The sequence below is a fragment of the Candidatus Hydrogenedens sp. genome, assembly GCA_035361075.1.
Lineage (GTDB): Bacteria > Hydrogenedentota > Hydrogenedentia > Hydrogenedentales > Hydrogenedentaceae > Hydrogenedens.
In genome coordinates this window covers 61960-84496 of sequence record DAOSBX010000011.1, presented here as the reverse complement: position 1 = coordinate 84496, position 22537 = coordinate 61960, and the positions used below count along the sequence as shown (strand labels likewise).

General features: G+C 36.8%; 16 protein-coding genes. 8 read left to right on the top strand and 8 right to left on the bottom strand.

Annotation, left to right across the window (positions count from 1 at the left end):
• Window positions 1-166 precede the first annotated feature (166 nt).
• The 5 genes from PLJ10_05300 to PLJ10_05280 form a co-directional block, all read right to left on the bottom strand.
• Complete coding sequence (locus PLJ10_05300) at window positions 167-1417, bottom strand: cyclic nucleotide-binding domain-containing protein (GenBank protein ID HOK09061.1); 1251 nt, start codon at window positions 1415-1417, stop codon at window positions 167-169.
• 80 nt (window positions 1418-1497) lie between these two features.
• Entirely contained in the window at window positions 1498-2514 is a 1017-nt protein-coding gene (locus PLJ10_05295) for a DUF2804 domain-containing protein (GenBank protein HOK09060.1), read from the bottom strand.
• 21 nt (window positions 2515-2535) lie between these two features.
• Window positions 2536-3156, bottom strand: coding sequence for a phosphoribosylglycinamide formyltransferase (gene purN / locus PLJ10_05290; GenBank protein HOK09059.1), 621 nt, complete (start codon window positions 3154-3156; stop codon window positions 2536-2538).
• A gap of 54 nt (window positions 3157-3210) precedes the next feature.
• On the bottom strand, window positions 3211-4425 hold the full coding sequence (locus tag PLJ10_05285) for a DUF3810 family protein (GenBank protein ID HOK09058.1): 1215 nt from the start codon (window positions 4423-4425) through the stop codon (window positions 3211-3213).
• Between the two features lie 47 nt (window positions 4426-4472).
• Complete coding sequence (locus PLJ10_05280; protein HOK09057.1) at window positions 4473-5747, bottom strand: hypothetical protein; 1275 nt, start codon at window positions 5745-5747, stop codon at window positions 4473-4475.
• A 241-nt stretch (window positions 5748-5988) separates the two neighbouring features.
• On the opposite strand from PLJ10_05280, the gene PLJ10_05275 reads away from it, so the two are divergent.
• The 3 genes from PLJ10_05275 to PLJ10_05265 all read left to right on the top strand — a co-directional run bounded on the left by PLJ10_05275 (window position 5989) and on the right by PLJ10_05265 (window position 8924).
• Complete coding sequence (locus PLJ10_05275) at window positions 5989-6966, top strand: hypothetical protein (protein HOK09056.1); 978 nt, start codon at window positions 5989-5991, stop codon at window positions 6964-6966.
• Window positions 6967-7056: 90 nt separating this feature from the next.
• Window positions 7057-7422, top strand: a complete 366-nt coding sequence (locus tag PLJ10_05270) for an exosortase system-associated protein, TIGR04073 family (GenBank protein ID HOK09055.1) — start codon at window positions 7057-7059, stop codon at window positions 7420-7422.
• A 191-nt stretch (window positions 7423-7613) separates the two neighbouring features.
• The gene (locus tag PLJ10_05265) at window positions 7614-8924 is read left to right on the top strand and encodes an MFS transporter (protein HOK09054.1); all 1311 of its coding nucleotides are present in this window, start codon (window positions 7614-7616) and stop codon (window positions 8922-8924) included.
• 14 nt (window positions 8925-8938) lie between these two features.
• Here PLJ10_05265 and PLJ10_05260 read toward each other — a convergent pair whose 3' ends face one another.
• A complete protein-coding gene (locus PLJ10_05260; protein HOK09053.1) occupies window positions 8939-10189 on the bottom strand; it encodes a metallophosphoesterase family protein in 1251 nt (416 codons plus the stop codon).
• A 141-nt stretch (window positions 10190-10330) separates the two neighbouring features.
• Window positions 10331-11428, bottom strand: a complete 1098-nt coding sequence (locus PLJ10_05255) for a type IV pilus twitching motility protein PilT (GenBank protein ID HOK09052.1) — start codon at window positions 11426-11428, stop codon at window positions 10331-10333.
• A gap of 167 nt (window positions 11429-11595) precedes the next feature.
• Between PLJ10_05255 and PLJ10_05250 the strand changes: the two genes are divergently transcribed.
• Complete coding sequence (locus PLJ10_05250) at window positions 11596-12213, top strand: cyclase family protein (protein HOK09051.1); 618 nt, start codon at window positions 11596-11598, stop codon at window positions 12211-12213.
• A gap of 34 nt (window positions 12214-12247) precedes the next feature.
• On the opposite strand, the gene PLJ10_05245 is transcribed toward PLJ10_05250, so the two are convergent.
• On the bottom strand, window positions 12248-14776 hold the full coding sequence (locus PLJ10_05245; GenBank protein ID HOK09050.1) for a penicillin acylase family protein: 2529 nt from the start codon (window positions 14774-14776) through the stop codon (window positions 12248-12250).
• Window positions 14777-15616: 840 nt separating this feature from the next.
• Here PLJ10_05245 and thyX point away from each other — a divergent pair.
• The 4 genes from thyX to PLJ10_05225 all read left to right on the top strand — a co-directional run bounded on the left by thyX (window position 15617) and on the right by PLJ10_05225 (window position 22524).
• Entirely contained in the window at window positions 15617-16396 is a 780-nt protein-coding gene (thyX, locus tag PLJ10_05240; protein ID HOK09049.1) for an FAD-dependent thymidylate synthase, read from the top strand.
• Between the two features lie 72 nt (window positions 16397-16468).
• A complete protein-coding gene (locus tag PLJ10_05235; protein ID HOK09048.1) occupies window positions 16469-18505 on the top strand; it encodes a fused protease/ribonucleoside-triphosphate reductase in 2037 nt (678 codons plus the stop codon).
• 129 nt (window positions 18506-18634) lie between these two features.
• Entirely contained in the window at window positions 18635-19909 is a 1275-nt protein-coding gene (locus PLJ10_05230; protein HOK09047.1) for a sialidase family protein, read from the top strand.
• Window positions 19909-22524: a TIGR03960 family B12-binding radical SAM protein gene (locus tag PLJ10_05225; protein HOK09046.1), complete on the top strand. Its 2616-nt coding sequence runs from the start codon at window positions 19909-19911 to the stop codon at window positions 22522-22524. The genes PLJ10_05230 and PLJ10_05225 overlap by 1 nt, the downstream gene beginning before the upstream one ends.
• Window positions 22525-22537 lie beyond the last annotated feature (13 nt).

The following is a 22537-nucleotide window of genomic DNA, read 5'->3' as shown; positions in this document are numbered from 1 at the left end:
CTACCTAATAAATTGTGTCTATACTGTTAATGGATTGTATTTTGTTTGTCCTATATGCTTCATTTTTCATCATCAGGGACGCTGATGATACCCTTAAAGATAAAAGTATCTGGATTATATTTTTATAATAAATACATGAAACTCATTATGTGGGGGAAGGGGTTGGCTATTTTGTTTTTGAAGCAAGTTTTTCGTTTATGGTTTGTAGACGTTCACTAAGAGTAAAGATAATATTTGTTAGTAGTTTGATTGCAACGATAGGGGGGATAAACCGATAAAGGTCATTAATATTTATTTCTAAAAGGACAGAGTCTTCTTTTGCTCTGACACTTGCACTTCTTTTGTTTTGTGTAATCACTGCCATTTCACCGACCATCTCTCCTGGTGATAAACAACATATTTGTTTTTCATCATCAAATACTTCAATCTCTCCACTGATAAGGACATAAAGACTTTTTCCAATATCACCCTTTGAGAACAAAACATCCCCTTCGTTCAGGTGTATTTGTTGACAACGAACAAAGATATTAGCAACCTCCTCTGGCGTTAAGGTGTTAAAAAGTTTTATTTTACGGATAAGTAATTCATACGAACCTTGCAAACTACTAATCATGGAAGCGGCAAGGTCTTGAAGTGAGAAGTCTTCTTTTTCAACATTAACCTTATTTATTGATGTTTCTACGCTTATTGGCTCTGTAAATACTGTATGTAAAAATGATTGCTCTTGCTGAATCTTTTCTTGTGTTTTAGGGTCAAGTAATTCAGGTTCCACAGGAACAGCCTCAGGTATAGTTTCAATTTGTTCTTCTTGCGAAGATATTGATTGTTCAGTAGATATGTTCTCCTCAACTTTTTGACCCGTGGTAGTTCCTTCCATGGAAGGAAGATACCTTCTTTTTACCTTTTCAAATTCTTTGTATGAGCACAATATTGGACGTATTTGCAAATTAGGACAGTATTGTTTCGCTATTTTAATGGCTTCAGCATCCAGAGGGTTCACCATAGCAAGGGTTATTGTATTACCCATTTTATCAATAGGAAGTATTCGATATTTATCACAAATTTCTGGGGGTATCATCTTTACGACTTTACTGTCAATTGAATAACTGAGTAGACTTACTAAAGGAATTTTACATTGCTTAATTAGTAAAGACATGATGGAGTCATGACTAATAATTCCCTTTTCCTCGAGAATCTCAACAATAAATTTTCCTGTCCGTTGCGATTCTTTTAGTGCCTCGTTGAATTTCCATTGAGGAATGTTCCCTATTTGTTGGAGGAGTTCCTGTAGAGAACCTATATTTTTGATAGTTGTACGTGGTTGTTCTTCTGACTGGATTGTACTTCCATCAGGCCGAGTAATTTTTGTTATTGTTGATTTGTCGGAAGTTACCTTTTTTTTCTCCCATCTCATCATAACACATACCTTTAATAAACATATTATTTACTTTAGTATTATATTATAACTAATCAGTAAGCAAATTTGTTCCCAAATTTTTACCAATAAGCATGATGTTCCTCTGCCCAACCTATTAATGATATTATCTCTATATTTTCATTTCCAAGTTTTATTTTACCACAAAAGGTTCCAAAACATTGAACCACTTCCGATTTTAGCAATATCAAATTGGTCTTATCGGGTCGGATATGAAACGGACTAAAAGTTAAATCAATATCATCCGAGGTTTTACTTCTTATATGCCAAGGATGGAGCGGTTCTTTTTTGTCCCATATAAATGTAACCTCTTCATGAATTTTAAAAAATTGGTTGTCAATCCATAAACCGTTTTCATTCTGTCCTGTTCCATCTGTCCATTGTGCCCCTAAGTTTATAGCAACCTTTCTACCTTGAGTATCGATACCATAACCAGCAGACCAGTTCCAATCCGTCTTATATTTCCATTTGCCCGAACCGTAATCCAGACATGCAAACGTGTCTTTTTCATTAAATTCAAGTACCATATCTTTATATCGTACTTTTCCTCTTGCTGAAAATGGTAATTGTTTTGATGTGAACTGAAAACGTCGTTCTGTCCATGGAATGACAACATTTAATGTGGGGAAGTCCATATCCCTAAATATTTCTATATTTGCAATAAATTCTTGTCCATGGATATGTGTTCTTGCGTATAAATTTGTTGAGCCTTGCTCTATTCGATATTCAAGCCACATGTTTTTATGCTTAAAATATGCTTCCTTATAAGGATTGGGAGGGATATGTATCTGTTGTTTCGTAAACTGGATGCTTGCTTTTTCAATAGGGTTGTTTTTATTGAACATTGCAAGATACACAGAACCAATCTTCATATAGTCAGCATTTGCAATTACAGTTGCAAAAACACCATCTGGAGATACTACTGCCCAATACATCCATTGTTTTTTTCTTCCCCAATCTTTATATAATTTTGCGTCAACAAATGGATAACTATCCCAACGAATAGCCTCTTTATTTAAGCATCCATTCGGCAAACATAACGGAATTTTTGAATGCGACGTTACCTGTTGCAGAGACATATTCCCTTCTCTTTTTCCAATCTATTTAGGTAATATGTGAACTTTATTTCCTTCTACTCTAAGTCGATTTTCTGCAAACAACTGAATAGCAAGGGGATAGAGTTTCCGCTCTTTAGCCTGAACTCGTTCAGCCAGTGTTTCTGGAGTATCATCATCAAGAACAGGCACCGCTTCTTGAAGGATAATTGGACCATGGTCATAATGCTCATCAACAAAATGGACAGTGCATCCAGTAACTTTTACCCCTGCTTTTAATACTGCTTCGTGGACATAATGACCATACATACCCTTCCCACAAAAAGCAGGGATTAACGCAGGGTGAATATTCATTATGCGATTTCTAAAATCATCAGGCACAGAAATAAGTGAAAGATAGCCTGCTAAAACAACAAGGTCTACTGAATACCTGCGGATAGTGTTCCATAATTCTTGATTAAAAGTTTGAAAATCAGGAAAATCTTTTGGTCGAATAACAACTGTAGGAATTTGGTTCTGTTTTGCTCTTTGCAATCCGTATGCTGTAGATTTGGATGAAATAACAACATTAATTTTTGCATCTAAAGTGCCTTCTCTAATACGGTCAATCAAATTTTGCAATGTTGTTCCACTTCCCGACAATAAAACAGCGAGGTTTACAGGCATACATTATGTCCTTTTAATATTAAAATGTATATTATTTTTTTAAGTATATCATGTTTATATATCCGAGTTGCCCTCTTCTTCTGGATTTTGTTCTTCCACTGGCATTGCTTCCTCCGAACTTGGAGTATTATCTGGTTGGTATTGCTGTATTTCGGGTAGTGAGATTAAGCCCTTGCGAATACCTGCAATGAATAAATTAGTAGCCCTTCCGTAATCACGAACACCTTCTTTAACGCCTTGCGACTTGAGATATTTATCATAAGCCTTCCATGATATTTCAGAAAACCATTTCACACGATATTTATTCACAATTTCTCGTTCTTCCTTTAAGTCCTGTTGTGCTTCAGACGGTAGTTGTTCAATAGCCTTTTTTCGTTCTTCTCCTGGTAGAAATGATGCGAGCCGTTCGTAAATGTCTAATGCTACAGAATATTGAGCAAAAGGGTCATCACTCTGTAGGGCACTTACATATCCCACAAAACTAGCATCTGCTTCTCCACAGAAACCAGCAATATGTGCGAGTTCATGACTTGCTGTTGCAACAAATGCATGTGGAGGTAAGGCTCCGTCAACATGGGGTTCTAATGTAAGTGGAAAACACATACCAGATGTGCTATTAAATAAAAACATACCTGGTGGTGTTTTGCGAACGTGTAAAGGAAGGTAAATTGGTATCTCATCCCATTCCGCTACGATTTTCTGCATCGTTTTTGAGATTTGTTGGATACTCTGTTTAGGATTCCGCTGTTCCCTCGGAAGATTATTATCTACAATAACAAATAGAAGTTGTTCCATTATTTTCTTCACTTCTGCCTCGTCTGGCTTTGCAATTTCGAGGCTAAGTTTTTCTTCAATTGGTTTCCGTTGATAACCAGCACCCCATAAGCCTAAATAAGCCACTGTTAAAAAACCACTCAGGATAAATGTCCATTTTATTAACCAGAAGATTCCCCAAAAATGGGATTTTTTTAACTTTTTACGAATATAAACCCAATTCGCTATCCAAAGAATGAGAAATAATAAGATACAGGATGGAACTAACCATATTGCAAAAGAGTGAGTGGTTGTCTGTTGAAGCAAGGTAAAGATGAGAGTATTAGCACGGTAAAGCCCGCATGAATAGAAGAATTCCACAGTATCGTTACTTGGGGTGTATTGGTACCATAATAAAAAAATACACCAAAAAAGAACACCTAATAACCATGGCAAAAGGGTTCTTTTTTTAATTCTCTTCTTCTGTGGTGGTTGAGGTATCGGGTTTGAACTCATAATTAGTTGTTTCCTTTGTTTAATCCTTTATACTATACATTTATTGATTATATGACAGGTGATAAACGTTCTCCTATTTCCTTAAAGAACTCATACCGCTCTTTTCTATTCGCAAAATAATTCTGTGCCCATGGGCTTGTAAAGCCCATGCCAGCAGTCTTTTCAAGAACAGTATGGGCGTAAGCAATATGAACACCATCTAAAAATATTTGATAAAAAGGTGTTAATTCAGGTGTATCTAAATCATCTACAAATTTTTGTCCGGGGGCGTTTAATTCTGTACCGATAAATACAGGTAAATATAAATCATTTGCAAGTTTCACAAAATCATAAAGATGTTGAACTTTCCTTTTCTTTATTTCAGGGTCTTTAATGTTCCAGTTGCGGTCGGGAATAATATTCACAGCACATACACCAGATTGAATCATGATAGTTAGTAATTCCTCAATTTTTTGTTCCCCCGAGCTTGTTCCATCAAGCCAGGCAAAGGTAGGGATAGCGTGATTTGCTAATATGAACTCGTTGACCTCTAACAATGTAGGGAAATTTTCCTTTTGAGGAGGGACATAGCCAGGCCCGCCCGATTTCATAAGCCGTGAACGAATCAAATTTTGAAAATTGACAGGGTCTTGAAAAATATTTTCAATGTCATTAATAGAACATCTCAATTTTTCTGACCAGAAATGGATGCTATCTTTTTCCGATGAGAAGAAAGACCGGCTTTTTTGATAATAAGCAGTACATAAATGTCTTTCAGTTGGATTGCCACAAGGAGTTAAGGGTAAAACCTCATTTGTGTAATCGATTGTCAAGGGTGAAAGATATTTGTTTACTTGCTGTAACATCTTTTGTATTCGCGTTTGTGCAAGATTTTTCAGTTTTGTTAATACTTCTGGTTTCTTTACCTCTTTGGTAGTGAAACCCATCCCAATGTGATAGCTAATGCCTGGCTCTCCAGGAGAATTAATTTCAAGTGATGCAAATTGTGGAACAAAGATGCGAGTTTCAAAACCAGCACAACCACGAAGCCTACATAGAGAACATGCCTCTAAGAACTCATCTATACCATCAAGCACATCAAAGTCTACAAGTCCTATCGCATAAAAATCATTTTGTAACGCTCTCCATACCAATGCAGTCGGGGATAGACCATATCCGTTGTATGAAAAAAAACTATGACAGTGGAGATTAAACAGTCGTAAAGGTTTATTAGCACTTTCTTTAACATTTTTATCCCTAATTAATTTTAATAAACTCTCTTTACGAATCACCTTATCAAAATGATTTAACTCAGATTCATAGGTATTCATTTCCATATTCATAGACCGTCCTTCTACTACTAACAAAAGTATAAGTTTTTTAATAGTGATGTTTTATTATATTATATTAAAACATGAAATTTAGAAAGCATTAACATAATTTTTTATATAAAATGTTGACAATTCATGATATTTTTATTAATAATTAGAAAAATAGATTTACAAAATGAGTAAGAGTTTTTTTTGGTATTCCTTAAATGGTATTATAAATAGTTAGTTAGTAAGCAAAAGGAGTTCTTTGAATATGAACAAATATTGGCGAATATTTTTCTTTATTACTTTGTTATTTTTACCTTTCTATGGATATCCGCAAACCAATAGCACTGCTCTAACGGTAAATCTATACCCAGCAGAAATTCGTGATTTAGAGGGAGGCTGGCAAATATCAGGAGTAAGTGATGTTTGGTATTCCTCAGGCAAAACAGTATTCTTGGACGAGGGAACCTATACAATTACGTTCAAAACAGGTATAAGAGGATGGGCACCCCCAGAAGACAAGGAGGTCAGAATAGAAAAAGGGGAGGCTATTATAGAAAATGGTATTTATGAAAGATTAACAGGCTCATTAAAAGTTACATTACTCCCAACCAAAGCGGTTGATGAAGGTGCAAAATGGCGTCGAGTAGGACAAGAGATATGGCAAGATAGTGGTGCGATAGAAGATAGTGTTCCTACGGATATATACACAATCGAATTTAAAAAGATTCCAGGCTGGAAAGTACCTGATGATATAGTAATAGATTTGAAAGCAGGGATTATTAACGGAGCAGCAGGTGTGTATGAAGAGAGAGGCTCACTTATTGTAAATATTACACCAGCAGAGGCTGTAAAAGCAGGAGCCATGTGGAAATTAACAAAAGATAATATTTATCGTAAAAGCGGTGAGAAGGTTGAAAATTTAAATCTTGGGGAAGAATATACGATTGACTTTAAAAGTATAGACAAGTGGACAAAACCTGCATCCATAAAGGTTATCTTGACTGATAACGTAACGGTAACAAAAAATGGAGAATATACATTAATTTCCACCTCTGAAGGGGCAAGTGAAGGAACAACAGAAGGAGAAGGAAGTGGAAATGAAGAAAAATCATCATGCGGATGTGAAAAGAGTATGGGCATAAATAGCCTAAAGAAAATAATAAATGACTTTCTAATTGTTGGTATTTGCATTAGTGTTTTAGGTTTATGGATGGGAATTGCAAAAAGAGAAGATAAAAATTAGTAAGAAATTTGTTGACAATCGTTGCTATTTTTGTTAAACTATATAGATAATATTTGAAAAAATTAAATTAATACTTTTGGAGATATTAAGATGAGCAAAAGAGTTATCGTTTTCTGTGTTCTGGTGTCTGTATTTGTTCAACCCATTTTGCTTTTGGCTCAGGAATATAATCCCGATGAAGATTTGCCGAAACCCACGAGATTTGAGAAATCATTAACAAAATTAGGACGTGGGTTATCAAATGTAATGTTTGGCTGGGCAGAATTACCGCTAACATTCGATAAAAAATTAAAAGAGGGGAAGCCTTTCGGTTACTTATTTGGAGTGGTTCCAGTTCTTGGTACTGCTCGTGCTGTTATGAGAACAGGAACAGGTGTTTTTGAGGCAGTTACATTCCCTGTTACAGATAAGGATGTAAATTTTCAGCCTATTTTAGAACCCGAATTCTTATTCTAATCTGCTAATTAGGAACGATATTTTTTATTGATAGGGTGTGGTCTATTTATTTGCAAATTAAAACTTGAAAATAAGTATCACCATTTTTATTTTACTTAAGAGCATTTAGTACAATGAAATGATTTTGATTAAGTTCTTATGGAAGAAGGCTTTTTACTGTAATTAATTAATATCATGAAGGAGCAGACAAAATGAGTGAGCAAAGCACAATGTCCCAAAAACGTTGGACAGAGGGTTTAACTGGGTATCATTACCTCGTATTAGCCGTGGCGATTATGGGCTGGATGTTTGATACCATGGACCAATGGCTTTTTGTATTTGCAAAACAACCCGCAATGCGTTCCTTAGTGCATGGAGTAAGTGAGGCGGACTTAAACTGGTATATCGGTATGGCAACAATGTGTATGATGTTAGGTTGGGCGACTGGTGGATTATTTTTCGGAATGGTAGGTGACCGTTTAGGGCGAACCAAAACAATGGCAATAACTATTTTAATGTATGCTGGTTTCACTGGGTTAAGTGGTCTATCCCAAAACTGGATTCAGTTCGTTGTGTTACGATTTCTTACAGGTTTAGGAATTGGTGGAGAGTTTGCCGCAGGTGCCGCTTTAGTTGCTGAAACATTCCCAGACCATTCAAGACCGACCGCCCTTGCCTTCTTACAATCTATGTCTGCAATTGGCAATGTCATGTCTGGCGTGATTAATCTTACTATGACAACGATGGTATCCTCAGTAGATACAGTATGGCGATATGTATTCCTGGTTGGAATTCTACCAGGATTGTTAGTATTTATTATTCTGTGGTATATCCGAGAACCTCAGTCTTGGCATGATGCTAAAGAAAAAGCCAAGAAAGGAGAAGAAGGATTAGGCTCGATTCGTGAACTATTTGGAGACCCTCGCTGGCGAAGAAATACTATTGTCGGCATCGTACTGGCGACTGTAGGTGTTGTAGGTTTCTGGGGGATTAGTGTATGGTCTGCAGAACTCTTACGTAAAATTCTAAACCCAGAAAATCTACCTGAATTAAAGAAGGCAACTGAAATAAAAGTGAGTTTGGCTGTTATGGCTCAGAATTTGGGATGCTTCTTTGGGGCTTTATGTTATGGGTATGTAGCAAAACGGTCAGGACGGAAAATTGCATTCGCATTAGCATTACTCGGTTGCCTGATTGTAATTCCTTTAACCTTTATTATTACGAACTCATTCCCAGTAGCAGTTGTTTTGTTTTTCTCTATGGGATTTATGTTGCTGGCTATTTTCTCTGGCTATGCGGTTTATTTTCCCGAATTATATCCTACACGCCTCAGAGCCACTGGTGTTGGATTCTGCTACAATGTTGCACGGTATATCTCTGCATTTGCACCATACACATTTGGAACTCTCGCTCAACGCTTTGGCATAAGGCATGCAGGTGTAATGATTTCTATCGTATTCCTGATAGGTTTAGGAATCCTGCCTTTTGCCCCTGAAACGAAAGATAAGCCACTACCCGAATAAATGAGTTGTGTATATTATTTGCTTTTGGTTACGGAACGAGGTGAAATATTTACTTCATCAAAGTTTTCACCATGCTCATCATAGGCTTTTGCATTTAAACCATGTTCATTTATCTCCACCAACCAAAAGTGCCGTTTACTACTCGCTTTCTCTAAATACCCTAATCCAGCATTTTTAATCTCTCTCGGATTTACACCAAAACACCCATCTCCCAAATAAATAGTACCATTTTCATCTGGCTGATTGTTCCGCATCGGTTTTGTCCGTTTGAACGTGTGGTCATGATTTTCAAAACAGACAGGGACATGGTATTCATCAAATAAGGGAAGCCAAAGATTCCTTTCCTCCACAGAAACGCCACCATCAAATGGCCTATGGCTCGGGTATAATGGAACATGATACACGGGAATTATAAATGGGAACTGTTCAGACGCCTGTAAAGATGTTTGTAGCCATTCCGTTTGTTCTGCTACTGAAACGATATGACTTGAATCTAAAACAATCAAAGAGAGATAAGGATGAAAATGACGCATAAAAAAGGTTTTCCCACCTTGTGCAAAATAACCAAGGTAAAATGGAGCACGTTCCTCTTGCGGTACCGATGCCTCTTTCTTATTTACTTCATGATTTCCAATACCTGCAATAATAGGGATTAAACACCCATCCGTTGTTATCATGTGTTTTTCCCAATTATTAAACCAAATATCCCATATCCAATCATTCTTCACATCACCATTCGCATAAGCGATGTCACCACCAATTACAAGGAATTGAGGATTTAATTTTCCTGCTTGATGGAGTAATTTTGGTGCCGCAGGCAAGATGCCCATGTCTCCGCCTATAACGAAGTGAAGTGGTGAACCATCATTAGGAACAGTGCGAAACTTATATTCAGACGAATACGTTCCTTTCTTCGTTTTCAATACAAAATAATACATTTCACCTGGTTTCAAATTTGTTAATTCAAAAGTATGAATTGTTCTTTTCGGTTCTACACCAGGAATCTCTTTTGAAGTTCCAACCGTTTGATGAGGGTATAACTCAGGCTTCCCTTGACAACTTTCCTGTCCATACAAAACCTCTACAGGGTAATCCTTGCCCAAAGATTGGACATTGACAGTCATAGTTGTATGAGGGTCATTCTGCCACGTCAGATAGACATGGATTAAATGTAAAGAACACCCATTAAGCCCAAGGAAAGTAACTACTAAAATAACAAAAAGCAACCCTTTTAAAAAAGATTTCTTCTCAAATAAATTCGTCATAAAGACCTTCTTTCTTTATTTATAAGTTTATTCAATAATAATCAATTATATATTAATAAAAAAATATAAAAAAATGTATCTTTTGTGTTTGTGAAATTTATAGCCATAATTTGAGTACAAAAATTGTTTATTACCTCAATATTATTTTCTTAAAATTCCACCTCGTTGTTGACTTAATTTAATACCCTGCAACATCATTTTCAGTTCATCGGGGTTATCTGAGTTCCACATGGCGTCTTCTTCTTTAATGAGTTTCCGACGTATTAAGTCTTCCAAACTCATATTAAATGTCTGCATCCCATCATCTGCACCGTTAACGATGGCTAATGGGATTTGTTTTACGTTGTTCTCGCGAATTAATTGGGAAATTGCAGGATTGTTAAGCAGTACCTCTACCGCTGGAACTCGTCCTTTACCGTCGATAGATGGGACAAGTCGTTGTGATACACAAGCTTTTAACTGTAGGGCAATCTGATTACGCACTTGGTCATGCATATTGGAAGGAAACATGTCTAAAATGCGGTCAATCGTCAACATAGCATTGGTCGTGTGTAACGTGGTAAAAACAAGATGCCCTGTTTCTGCTGCGGAAATTGCCGCTTGAAATGATTCTCCGTCGCGCATTTCCCCAATAAGAATAACATCTGGGTCTTCGCGCATTGCTGCGCGAAGAGCAACATGAAAATCACGAGTATCAATGAAAACTTCCCGCTGATTTACAATGCTTTTTTTATTCGTATGCAAGAATTCGATTGGGTCTTCTAATGTAATGATGTGTAGGCGTTTTCGTTCATTGATATAGTCGATAATAGAGGCAAGCGTCGTTGATTTACCACTACCTGTGGTTCCCGTGATAAGTACTAAACCTCGAGGTAAGTTGGCAATTTTCTCCAGCACAGGTGGTAGATTTAAACTTGCAAAATCTAAAATCTTTCCCTTTACATGTCGCATTACTATACTAATGGAGCCTCTTTGCCTCATCAAATTTACACGGAACCGACCTAAGCCAGAAACACTATACGCTATATCGAAATCACCTGTTTCGAAAAAATGCTCCTTTTGTTTTGGATTGAGCATTTCTTCTGCAAACGATTGTGTGTCCGCTGGTGAAAGTGGATCCGCTTGAATAAATCGAATCTCACCATCAATACGAACCGCAGGGGGACTTCCCACTGTAAGGTGAATATCAGAAGCACCTACCTTTACTGCATAACCTAAAATCTTCAATAACTCGGGCATTTTAAATTCCTCTTCTTTTATGTTAAACAACGTTTTATATATAACAATTAATAAAATAAGGTTTAACTACTTAAATTTTATCACAAACACAAATAATTTTATAATTAAATTCAATAAATGAAAAACAATATAAAATAAAAAAATAAATTTAAGAAAAGGAAAAGCTTATGCCGTGGATTGATGTAAGTATCCCATTACAGCTCGGAATGACTGTTTGGCCTGGGGATTTAAATTTCAGCTTTGAGCCAGACCGCAGAATTTCTAATGGTGCAAATGCAAATACCTCCTTCTTACATATGTCTACACATACTGGTACTCACTGTGATGCTCCATGGCATTTTGTTGATAACGGTAAAAAATTACATGAGATTGACCCATCTATTTATTTTGGACAGGTGCAGGTTATAGAATGGAAATATGATGAACATATTAATGCAGAAAGGTTGAAGGGGATAGAACTACTCCCTCGTGTCTTATTCAAAACTAAAAATTCTACCCTTCCAACAAATGGGGATTTCTTCACAAACTTTCTTGCATTACTTCCTGATACTGCCCAGTTGCTTGTTGATAAAGGAGTTCGTCTTGTTGGAATTGATTATCTTTCTATTGCACCTTATAGACAGTCTAAACCCACTCATGAAATATTGCTGAAAAATAATGTTTTTATTGTAGAAGGCTTACGGTTAGAAAGAATTCCAGAAGGTATTTATGAATTTGTGGTTCTTCCCCTTGCTATTGTGGATTCAGATGGGGCACCTTGCCGTGCTTTTATAAATCTCCCTTAAAAAAATTACCCAGATAGTTCCCAATAAAATATTCTTACTTTGGTTTAATAACTAATTTATCTACTGTGTTTGCGTCGATTTGTTCTGTTGTTATTCGTGCTTCACGGTAGTTGCCCCGTATAAATAGTTCCGCTTGATTACGATACCATCTACTGTTCGAGATACCAGAATTACCCGTAGGTAATACTTCAAGGACAAAATCAGGTTTGGCAAAGTCGATTAATCGTCGTGTCGAAGGTCCTGCAACAACTTCATATTTATATGTCCCAGCAATATATGGCATATTGTTAACGACATGATAAGAGCCCGCACATGGGAATGGACCCACATTAAACAGTTTCCTTAAAAATGGGATATATCCGAGAGGATGATGAAACTCCAAAGTGTGTATCCTGCCCCATTTCCACCCCGAGATATTTTTACCAGCTTTCTTATTAAGGACTTTTACCGTTTCCTTAAAAGCACGGAAGAAAATATCCGAACGGGTTTCCGTTTGGGGTGTTGAACGGTCATCCCATAGAAAACAAGCATCGTCATGGATGACATACTTAAAGAAACTCCAACGGTCTGCCACGGTATTATATCCACGTAACATCTCTTTACCCAAGTCATCAATAAGAAGGTTACGTAAAATAGCGTCACAAAAAACAGTAAAGATAGATGCCCCCAAACTCTCGGTATCAAATTGATAATCCCATGTACTTAATTTCTCAAACGCTTCCTGTTCTAATGTTGACATATCTCCTTTTTTGGGTGTTAATAGTTCTACCATCGTTTTTACTATCGCCGGTCCCGGCACGGAGGTATGGTCTAATTGCACCTCCTTTAATTCATCAATAGTCCAATCAGAACGTTTTTCTAAAAGTTCTTCCATCCGTTGTGCTCTGTCTGATGGTTCCCAATATCCCTGCAATTCTTTTACCTCACCGACTGGTTTTACTGTAGAAAGATTATTTGCGGTAACAATATATCCCCACGGTGGATTGATTAAATGTGGATTTTGTTCAAACGGTACATAACCTAATACCTCATCTTTACCACTTGCCCCATCTAAAACATACTTCGAATTTACATGTTCAGGCCGAATAGGTATCTTTGCTCCTGCCCACCATGCAATATTTCCAATTTTGTCTACATACGACACATTAATGCCAGGAGAGGTGATTAAAGACACTCCTTCCTGGAAGGAATTCAAATCTTGAGCATGGCTCATCTTATAAAATGCCATTAAATCTGTATAGGGCACATGCTGCCACACCCAGTATAACGACAATTCCGGCCCGTAGTAATTTAGTAATGTCCGATAAACATCTGTAACGACAACTCCATGAGGGGTCACCCGTCGTTTAAATGTAACTGGTTTGCCAAATCGTACCTGAATTGTCTCTGTTTCCTCTATGACTGGAACCCAATCCCCACGATATTTTACTTTACCTGGGTCGTCTGGCTTGAATATCTCTAAATATAAGTCATGGTCATCATTTGCAAACATAGTCAATCCCCAGGCATACGTCAGATTTTGCCCCATTAATGGGATGGGTATTAAGGGAAAATAAAACCCATATAGGTCATAATTTTCGTAAACTAAATGGGCTTGATACCAGACCGAAGGTTGTAGAAATCCAATATGTGGGTCATTTGCAAGAATAGGCTTACCAGATTGTGTCCTTGTCCCACTTAAAACCCAAGAGTTGCTTCCTAAATGAATTCCCATGAACTCGACTATATCCTGCCAAGTTGAAGTAAATTCCTCTAAACATGCTATTGTCTCTCGTTTGACGGGCGGTTGTAAACTGGCACTTGGTAGTCCCCAATTAGACAAATCACGTCCCTGAGATTTTAAATATTCCTCTGCCTCCTCTATTGTTTCCATAATAGTTACTGGTTTTTCACGATGATAACCACACGAAAGAATTGAAAAATCCTCATCTGGATATTTCATTTTCAACACAAGGTTCATTAAATCATGCCGTAATCCATCTGCAAAAGTAATCGGCATTATCATTGCGGTAGTCAAGCAGTCTACCGCTGTAAATGGTTCAGGCTGATACCCTAAAATACGAAACTCAGGCGGTAATGGCTCATTTTCTATGAAAGTATTTATACCTTTTAAAAATGAATCAAATGGTTTTTGTAATGGCTTATAAATATCAGCATATTTCTCTAATACTTCTTCCGCGTACTTTCTCAGTCGAAAAGTCCTTAACACCTTATCATATTTAACAGCCAATGGACCTACCAGTTCAGAAATTCTACCCTGTGATAATCGGCGATAGAAATCCATCTGAAATAGCCGGTCTTGTGCCATTACATACCCTAACGCAAACCATGCATCTTCCTCACTACCAGCGACAATATGAGGAACACCATTATCATCACGTTTAATAACGACCTCTGAATGAACTCCTGAAAGCTGAATGGTACCCGAAGTCTTAGGCGAATAAGCCTTCATATAGTTTACCGCTGAGTATAAGTGGAAAAATAGGAAGCCACCTATTAATAAACAGGCAATAAGAAGAAACAACAGAATTCCAATTATTGAATACTTGATTACCTTTTTCACCTAAAATCCCTCCAATTAAAATTAAAACTTCATAATAAAATCAACATACAAAATAAAATGTTAATCCATATATTTTCAAATCAAGAACTTTTATGTACAAATGCCTCTGAACAAGATAAAAACTAAAAAGGAATTTATGAATACATGAATATGGGATGGAGAGAACAGAAAAAAAGAGTTGAATATTTTATTATCATGAATAATTTACTCACTATCGATATTAATGATTAAATTATAAATAAACTAAAAGATTTTTATTTTTATATGATTTATGTACCTTTCGTTAAAACATTTTTTACCTTCATCTACCTTTTTTGTTAATAAAAAATAAAATTCCTACCCTTCTTTTTTTAATTCTTCAATATAACTTTTAGCGAAAGTATACTATATATTGATTAATATTTACTATTAATGCAATATATAGTAATTTTTAAGGCTAAAGATAAAAAACCAAATGGTGAAGATTTTATGAGCAAAAATTATATATTAAGGGTAATATTAAATAGATATTGATAAAATGAGGGATTGAGTACAAATAAAAAATAAAAAATTTTTTATTTCCAAAATATGTAAACTTCTTAAAATAAACTTATGAAAATGAAAAGTCTATATAATGTATATTTAAAAAATAGTATGCTATATATAGTATGCTATTAATTCAGTTAAAACAAAATTTTACTTCTTATTGTATATCATTCAAAATTTTAATAATAATTATGCTAATAGCAAATTGTTCTAAAATTTGACTTTTATTTTAATTTTAGTTATATTTAAACGTAATGCTATAATAAAAATGTTTGGGCATTACATTAATAGAAATTAAAATTTAGGGTGTTTTTAATGAAATCTGTCGAACCAAAAGTTTTTCTTGTAGGCGAAACAAAAATTAATAATGAAGGATTAAAGGCATATTTTGACTATCTTGGTGTCTCTGATTGGAATACTGATGCTCCCAGTGATAGCGAAAAGATAGTGGAAGTCATGGGTCGACTTTGCTATCGTTCTTTTGAGCCAGGATTAAATCCGAATGTTACCAAGGTTCGTCAAGGTAATAAACCGTATATCCAGCATATTATCGAAGTGGGGCATGGTAGCGTTTTGGAGCATGCGTATTTAAATTTCATTTTTGCTGATGTGAGCCGTGTTGTTACCCATGAATTGGTTCGTCACCGTGCTGGCACAGCTATTTCTCAGGAGTCACTAAGATTCGTTCGTCTTGAAACACTTTCAATGTATATTCCAACACATATAAGAGAGAATGAGAAAGGCATGGAAATTTTTGTCCGCACAGTAGAGGAAATGGAACGACTTCAGAAGGAATTATCAGACCTGTTTGAATTAGATAAACATCCATTTGAATTAAAAAAGCAGATAACCTCGGGACTCCGTCGCATTGCACCGATGGGTGTCGCAACAACTATCGGTTGGTCGTGTAATTTACGCACCTTGAGACATGTTATTGAACAACGAACTGACCCAGGTGCTGAAGAAGAAATAAGACTTCTATTTAGTCTTGTTTTTTCTATTGTCAAGGACCGTTACCCAAATATATTTTCGGATTATGAGGTTGAGATGGTAAATAACATCCCATGGGTTAAAACAAAACATAAAAAAGTTTAATACTTTAGTATTGTATATTTTGAAATTAAATTTAATTAAAAATATAAATTAAAAAACAAGAAGGAGAAACTCATGCTGTTTCCGATTCGTGAGAGATTCAAATTAGATGAGGATTTTATCAACCAATACAAGGATAAGCAACCAGATTGGGGTCCTTTGGGGTATATCACTTATAAAAGAACCTATGCACGTGTTGTTCCTGAAAGTGGTGGTCGAACCGAAGAATTCTGGGAAACGATTCGCCGTGTTGTTGAGGGGTGCTATACCATCCAATGGAACCATTGTCTTAACTTAAAACTTCCATGGAAGCCTGACAAGGCACAGCGTTCTGCTCAAGAAATGTTTCGATTAATGTGGGAATTTAAATTTCTACCTCCAGGCCGTGGACTATGGATGATGGGCACAGATTATATCTACATTCGTGGTTCCGCTGCTCTTAATAATTGTGCCTTTGTCTCAACAGAAGATATAGAGATGGATTTTGCCGAACCGTTCTGTTTCCTAATGGATATGTCAATGTTAGGGGTTGGTGTCGCTTTTGATACAAAAGGTGCTAATAAAGTAGTGATTCAGAAACCGAAGGTAGGTGAGTATATTCACGTTGTAGATGATTCGAAAGAAGGTTGGGTCGATTTAATCCGCGTAATATTGAATTCGTATGTAGGAAAAGGGTTAAGACCTTCCAAAATTGATTATTCCCAGATTCGTCCAATGGGCTCGCCAATTCGTACCTTTGGCGGGATTGCACCCGGTCCGGGTCCGTTAATTGAATGTGTGCAGAATATTGATATTGTTCTTCAACCACGTATCGGACAACGTATATCTTCAACAGATATAACAGACCTAATGAATATTATTGGTAAATGTGTCGTTTCTGGTGGAGTCCGTCGTACTGCCGAATTGGTATTGGGTTTCCCAGATGATGATGAGTATCTAACCTTAAAAGACCCTAAATTGCACGAAGACCGTCTTATGGCATGGCGATGGGCATCCAATAATAGTGTCATTGCTCATGAAGGAATGAATTACCATAAGACAGGAAAACAAACATCAATTAATGGTGAACCAGGGTATTTCTGGCTTGAAAATGCACGTGCTTATGGAAGGCTGAAAGATGGTCCTAACTGGATCGATGAAAATGTGGCAGGAACAAATCCGTGTGCTGAGCAAAGCCTTGAATCATTTGAAATTTGCAATCTTGTAGAAACCTTTCCATCACGTCACGCCTCATTTGAAGAGTACCGTAGGACATTGAAATATGCATACCTCTACGCCAAAACTGTAACCCTAATCCCTACTCATAACGAACGCACCAATGCTATTATGCTTCGAAACCGTCGGATAGGTTTATCTCAATCTGGTATTGTTGAGAATTTTGATAGACATGGTAGACGTGAACATTTCCGCTGGTGTGATAGTGGTTACAAATATATTTGTGAACTTGATAGAATATATTCTCGCTGGCTATGTATTCCTGAGAGTATAAAGAAAACCAGTGTAAAACCCAGCGGAACCGTATCTCTACTTCCTGGGGTTACACCTGGTATCCATTATCCTCATGCTGAATATTACTATCGCACTATTCGTATTGATAAAACCAGTCCCCTGGTCGAACCACTTCGCAAAGCGGGGTATCGAATAGAAGAATCTGTTTATGGGGATAACACCTTAGTAGTATATTTTCCTGTGCACCAACCCCATTTTTCACGGTCCAAACGTGATGTCTCTATTTGGGAACAGGTCGAGAATGTAGCACAAATGCAATATTACTGGGCTGATAATCAAGTAAGTGCAACTATTACCTTCAAACCAGAAGAGGCAAAAGACATTCCTTACATCCTCGAACTCTATGAAACTCGATTAAAGTCCATAAGCTTCCTCCCTCTTGAGGAACATAATTATCCACAGGCTCCTTATCAGGAAATTACAAAAGAAATTTATGAAAAGGCTGTCTCTCGCCTTAAACCTATTCAATTCCACCAAATTATGACGACGGAACAACAAGACCTTTACTGTGACAGTGAAAAATGTGATTTTCAACCTATAAGGAAACCTACACAGAAAGAGGTTACCTTTGAAACACCAGAAGAAGTTCCTACCCCGAAATAACTATAATATACAGGTTATGTAATTTTTAGGAAGTAATTCTATCCGACTCGTCTGACCTGCTCGACGTGTCCAAATTGCAATCCATTTTTCAGTATAATGAAAGACAAAAATTATAAAAAGGAATAACCTATGAGACAAAAGACGATATTACTTATTAGTTTTTTAGTTCTTTATTTCTTAGTAATGCCAAAACCTTTTGCGGAGGATACAGACCTTAGCTTCAAAATCGAAACTCAATGTGCCTTTAATTATGATGGAGATGATTTCTGCTGGTTTCATCCACGCTTAGCAACAATTCCTATAATTACAAATAATGATTATCCCCTTATACTAATGACACTCCAGAAACATCTGATAGTGTCCGATTATTATTCAGGTATGTATACGTCTCAAACTGTAGATGGTGGTAAAACATGGACTTCGCCTCAACCCGTTCCAGAATTAGACTGGATAAAGGAAGATGATGGACTCATTGCGAGTGTTTGTGATGTTACTCCAGGTTGGCATGCTCCAACAAAAAAATATCTTGCTATTGGTATTCGTGTCCGTTATGACTCAAAAGGACATCAAGTCCGTGACCGTGCACGTCGTGTAGAAGGTGCCTATGCCATTTATGACCCAATTGGAAACCAATGGACAAATTGGCTTACATTGCAGGTAGGTGGAGAACTTACAAATACTTTCTCAATCATGCCTGGCTGTACACAATGGCTTATTAATGAGGATGGCACCATATTGTTACCTATATACTTTGCCAAGACTCAAGATGATAATAATGAGAATTATTCTGCAACTGTGACTCATTTTAAGTTTGATGGTCAAAAATTAGAGTTTATTGAACATGGTGATATTATTACTCATAATATACCTCGTGGGATGTGTGAACCATCTCTTGCTAAATACAAGAACAAATACTATCTGACATTACGTAATGATGAAAAAGGGTATGTAACATGGAGTGAAGATGGCTTACATTACAAGCCGATTAAACCGTGGCTGTTTGATGATGGAACTGAATTGGGTAGTTACAATACCCAACAACACTGGGCAGTTCATAGTGACGGCTTATTCTTGGTTTATACCCGAAAAGGTGCGAACAACGACCATATTATTCGACATCGTGCCCCGTTATTCATAGCCCGTGTCAATGCTGACCCTGATGCTTTGTGTGTTGTCAGAAGCACCGAAAAAGTTGTGTTTCCAGAACGAGGGGCTACGATGGGGAATTTCGGTGTTTCTGCGGTATCTCCAGAGGAAACATGGGTTACTGTTGGTGAGGGTATGTTTAAAAATGCACGCCAGCGGGGTGCTCAGGGGTGTGTCCTTGTCGGTAGAATTATATGGTCAAAACCGAATCAGCAGGTTATACCTTTATTAAATAGTTTTCCAAGAAATCAGAAATAATGAATCATAAAAATAGTTCAGAAAACCGAAAAGTATTTTGGAATGAGATTCTTCCTCAAGTAGAACGTCCTTCGCGATATTTAGGGACAGAGTGGAATGCTATCCACAAGAATATTGAAAACATACAGCTCCGAATAGCCCTTGTTTTTCCAGATCTTTACGAACTTGGATTAGGTAATTTAGGTCTACATATCTTATATGCATTGTTAAATCAAAAATCGCATATCTGGGCTGAGCGTGTATATGCTCCAGCCCCCGATTTAGAGAGACTTCTCCGACAAAAAAATATTCCCCTCTTCCTTTGGGAGTCTAAAGACTCTGTGAATATTGTGGATTTAATAGGCTTTACCCTACAATCTGAGTTAACTTTTACGACGGTATTAAATATTCTGAACCTATCCCATATACCTATACTCTCCAAAGAACGGACAGAAAAAGACCCATTGATATGTGCTGGTGGTCCTTGCTGTTTTAATCCAGAACCGATGGCACCATTTATCGATTTCTTTGTAATAGGTGATGGAGAGGAGATTATCTTACACATAGCAGACATATTATTACAATCCAAATCTGCTACGAGATTAGAAAAGTTAGAACGGTTATCCCAATTAAATGGAGTTTATGTGCCTTCTTTTTACCAATGTAGTGAAACTCCAAATGGTAGTGTAATTCCAAATCTATCAAAAAAAATTCACCGTGCTGTGACATCACAACTCACCGATGAGAATTACATCACAAAATATATTGTTCCATATACCTCCTTAATTCATGAAGGTCTTTCTATCGAAGTCATGCGAGGTTGTACTCATGGTTGTCGATTTTGCCTTGCTGGCTGTATATCACGACCTGTTCGCGAACGTTCTTCTGAACAAGTCCAAACAATAGTGTCATCATTACTTCCCACTACTGGATTAGAAACTGTCAGTTTAGTATCCCTATCTACATGCGACCATTCTCAAATAGAGCAATTGCTAAATGACACGTTAATATTGACAAACCCTACAATAACCAGTGTAGCCTTACCTTCACTGCGTTTGGACTCCTTTTCCGTTCTCTTAGCCGATGCCGTTTCTCCAATACGACGTAGCGGGCTGACTTTTGCTCCGGAAGCCGGTTCAGAACGACTCAGAAATGTAATCAATAAATCCGTAACAGATGAAGACTTAATGGAAATTATCCGCATCGCTTTCAAAAAAGGTTGGACACATGTGAAACTTTATTTCATGATAGGGTTGCCTACAGAAACAGATGGAGACATTGAGGCATTAATTAACTTAACTGTTCGATGCCTCCATGAAGCAAGGAAGATACGCTCCTCTGCACATATTCACCTCGGTATTTCAACCTTTGTCCCCAAACCTTGGACACCCTTCCAATGGGCTCCACAAATTTCATTAAATGACATTAAAGAAAAACAAAAGAGAATATTAAAAGAATTAAAAAAATATAAAGCAATAAAAATTAATTTTCATGTGCCAGAATCTTCTTTTATAGAAGGACTGATAAGTCGTGGTGACCGCAGAACGAGTAATGTAATTCTTTCCGCATGGAGATTAGGAGCAAAGTTAGAAACATCATCCGATAATGTTAACATTGAATATTGGTACAAGGCGTTAGAAGAACACAATCTCACTGCAGAAGAATTTCTACGCCACCGTGAAGAAACAGAGACATTTCCATGGGACTTTATTGACCCTGGAATTGAAAAAAAATGGCTTTACAAAGAATGGCTAAATGCCCAACGGGGTAATCTCACGTATGATTGTAGAGGAACTCAATGCAACCTTTGTGGTATTCAAAAGTGGAAAGAGTTGCGATGTATCCATTGGCAAAACAAAGAACGAACAGATACTACCAAAACAGAAAAGACAAACCTTTTACCAACCAATGTAGATTATTTGAATAAAAAACCTGTCCAACGAATTCTTCTCAACGTGTCTAAAATTGGCTCCGCTCGTTTTCTCAGTCATCTCGAATTCCAAAACACATGGATTCGCATCCTCCGTCGTGCTCAGCTTCCTGTTCTTTACTCATCTGGGTATCATGCCCATGCACGAATTAGTTTGGCACTACCTGCCCCTGTCGGTGAAACCGTTATAAAAGAATATCTCGAAACATGGCTCTATACCGAGCTTCCTATCCCTGAAATTAAAGAACGGATTACCCAGCAACTCCCAAAGGGTATTCTGGTTCATGATATTCAAACAATCCCTTTAACATTATCTTCTGTTATGGAACGGGCTAAAGCCATTCATTATGCACTTTTAATACAATCTTCTGAACCTATAGAAGATGCTCTCTACCATAAACTTATAACTTATATACAATCTTCATTACTACAACTGTTAAATGAGGAAGTAAACAAATTACATTTGCCGAATTTTATAGTACCGTTTCATTATGACCCCGAGATGAAAATATATCTTATCCAGTGGCTAACTCCAATTATAAAAGGAAAATTTATAAAACCAAGCCAGATTAAGACATACGTAAAAGAAACAAATCCCAACATTTCCATTCAAACATTTCGTATAAACACATATCTCGATACTCTGCCCAACAAAATTATACCTATTACCATTTCTGAAATAAGACAATTCATCAATAACTACTAAAAATCAATACCAC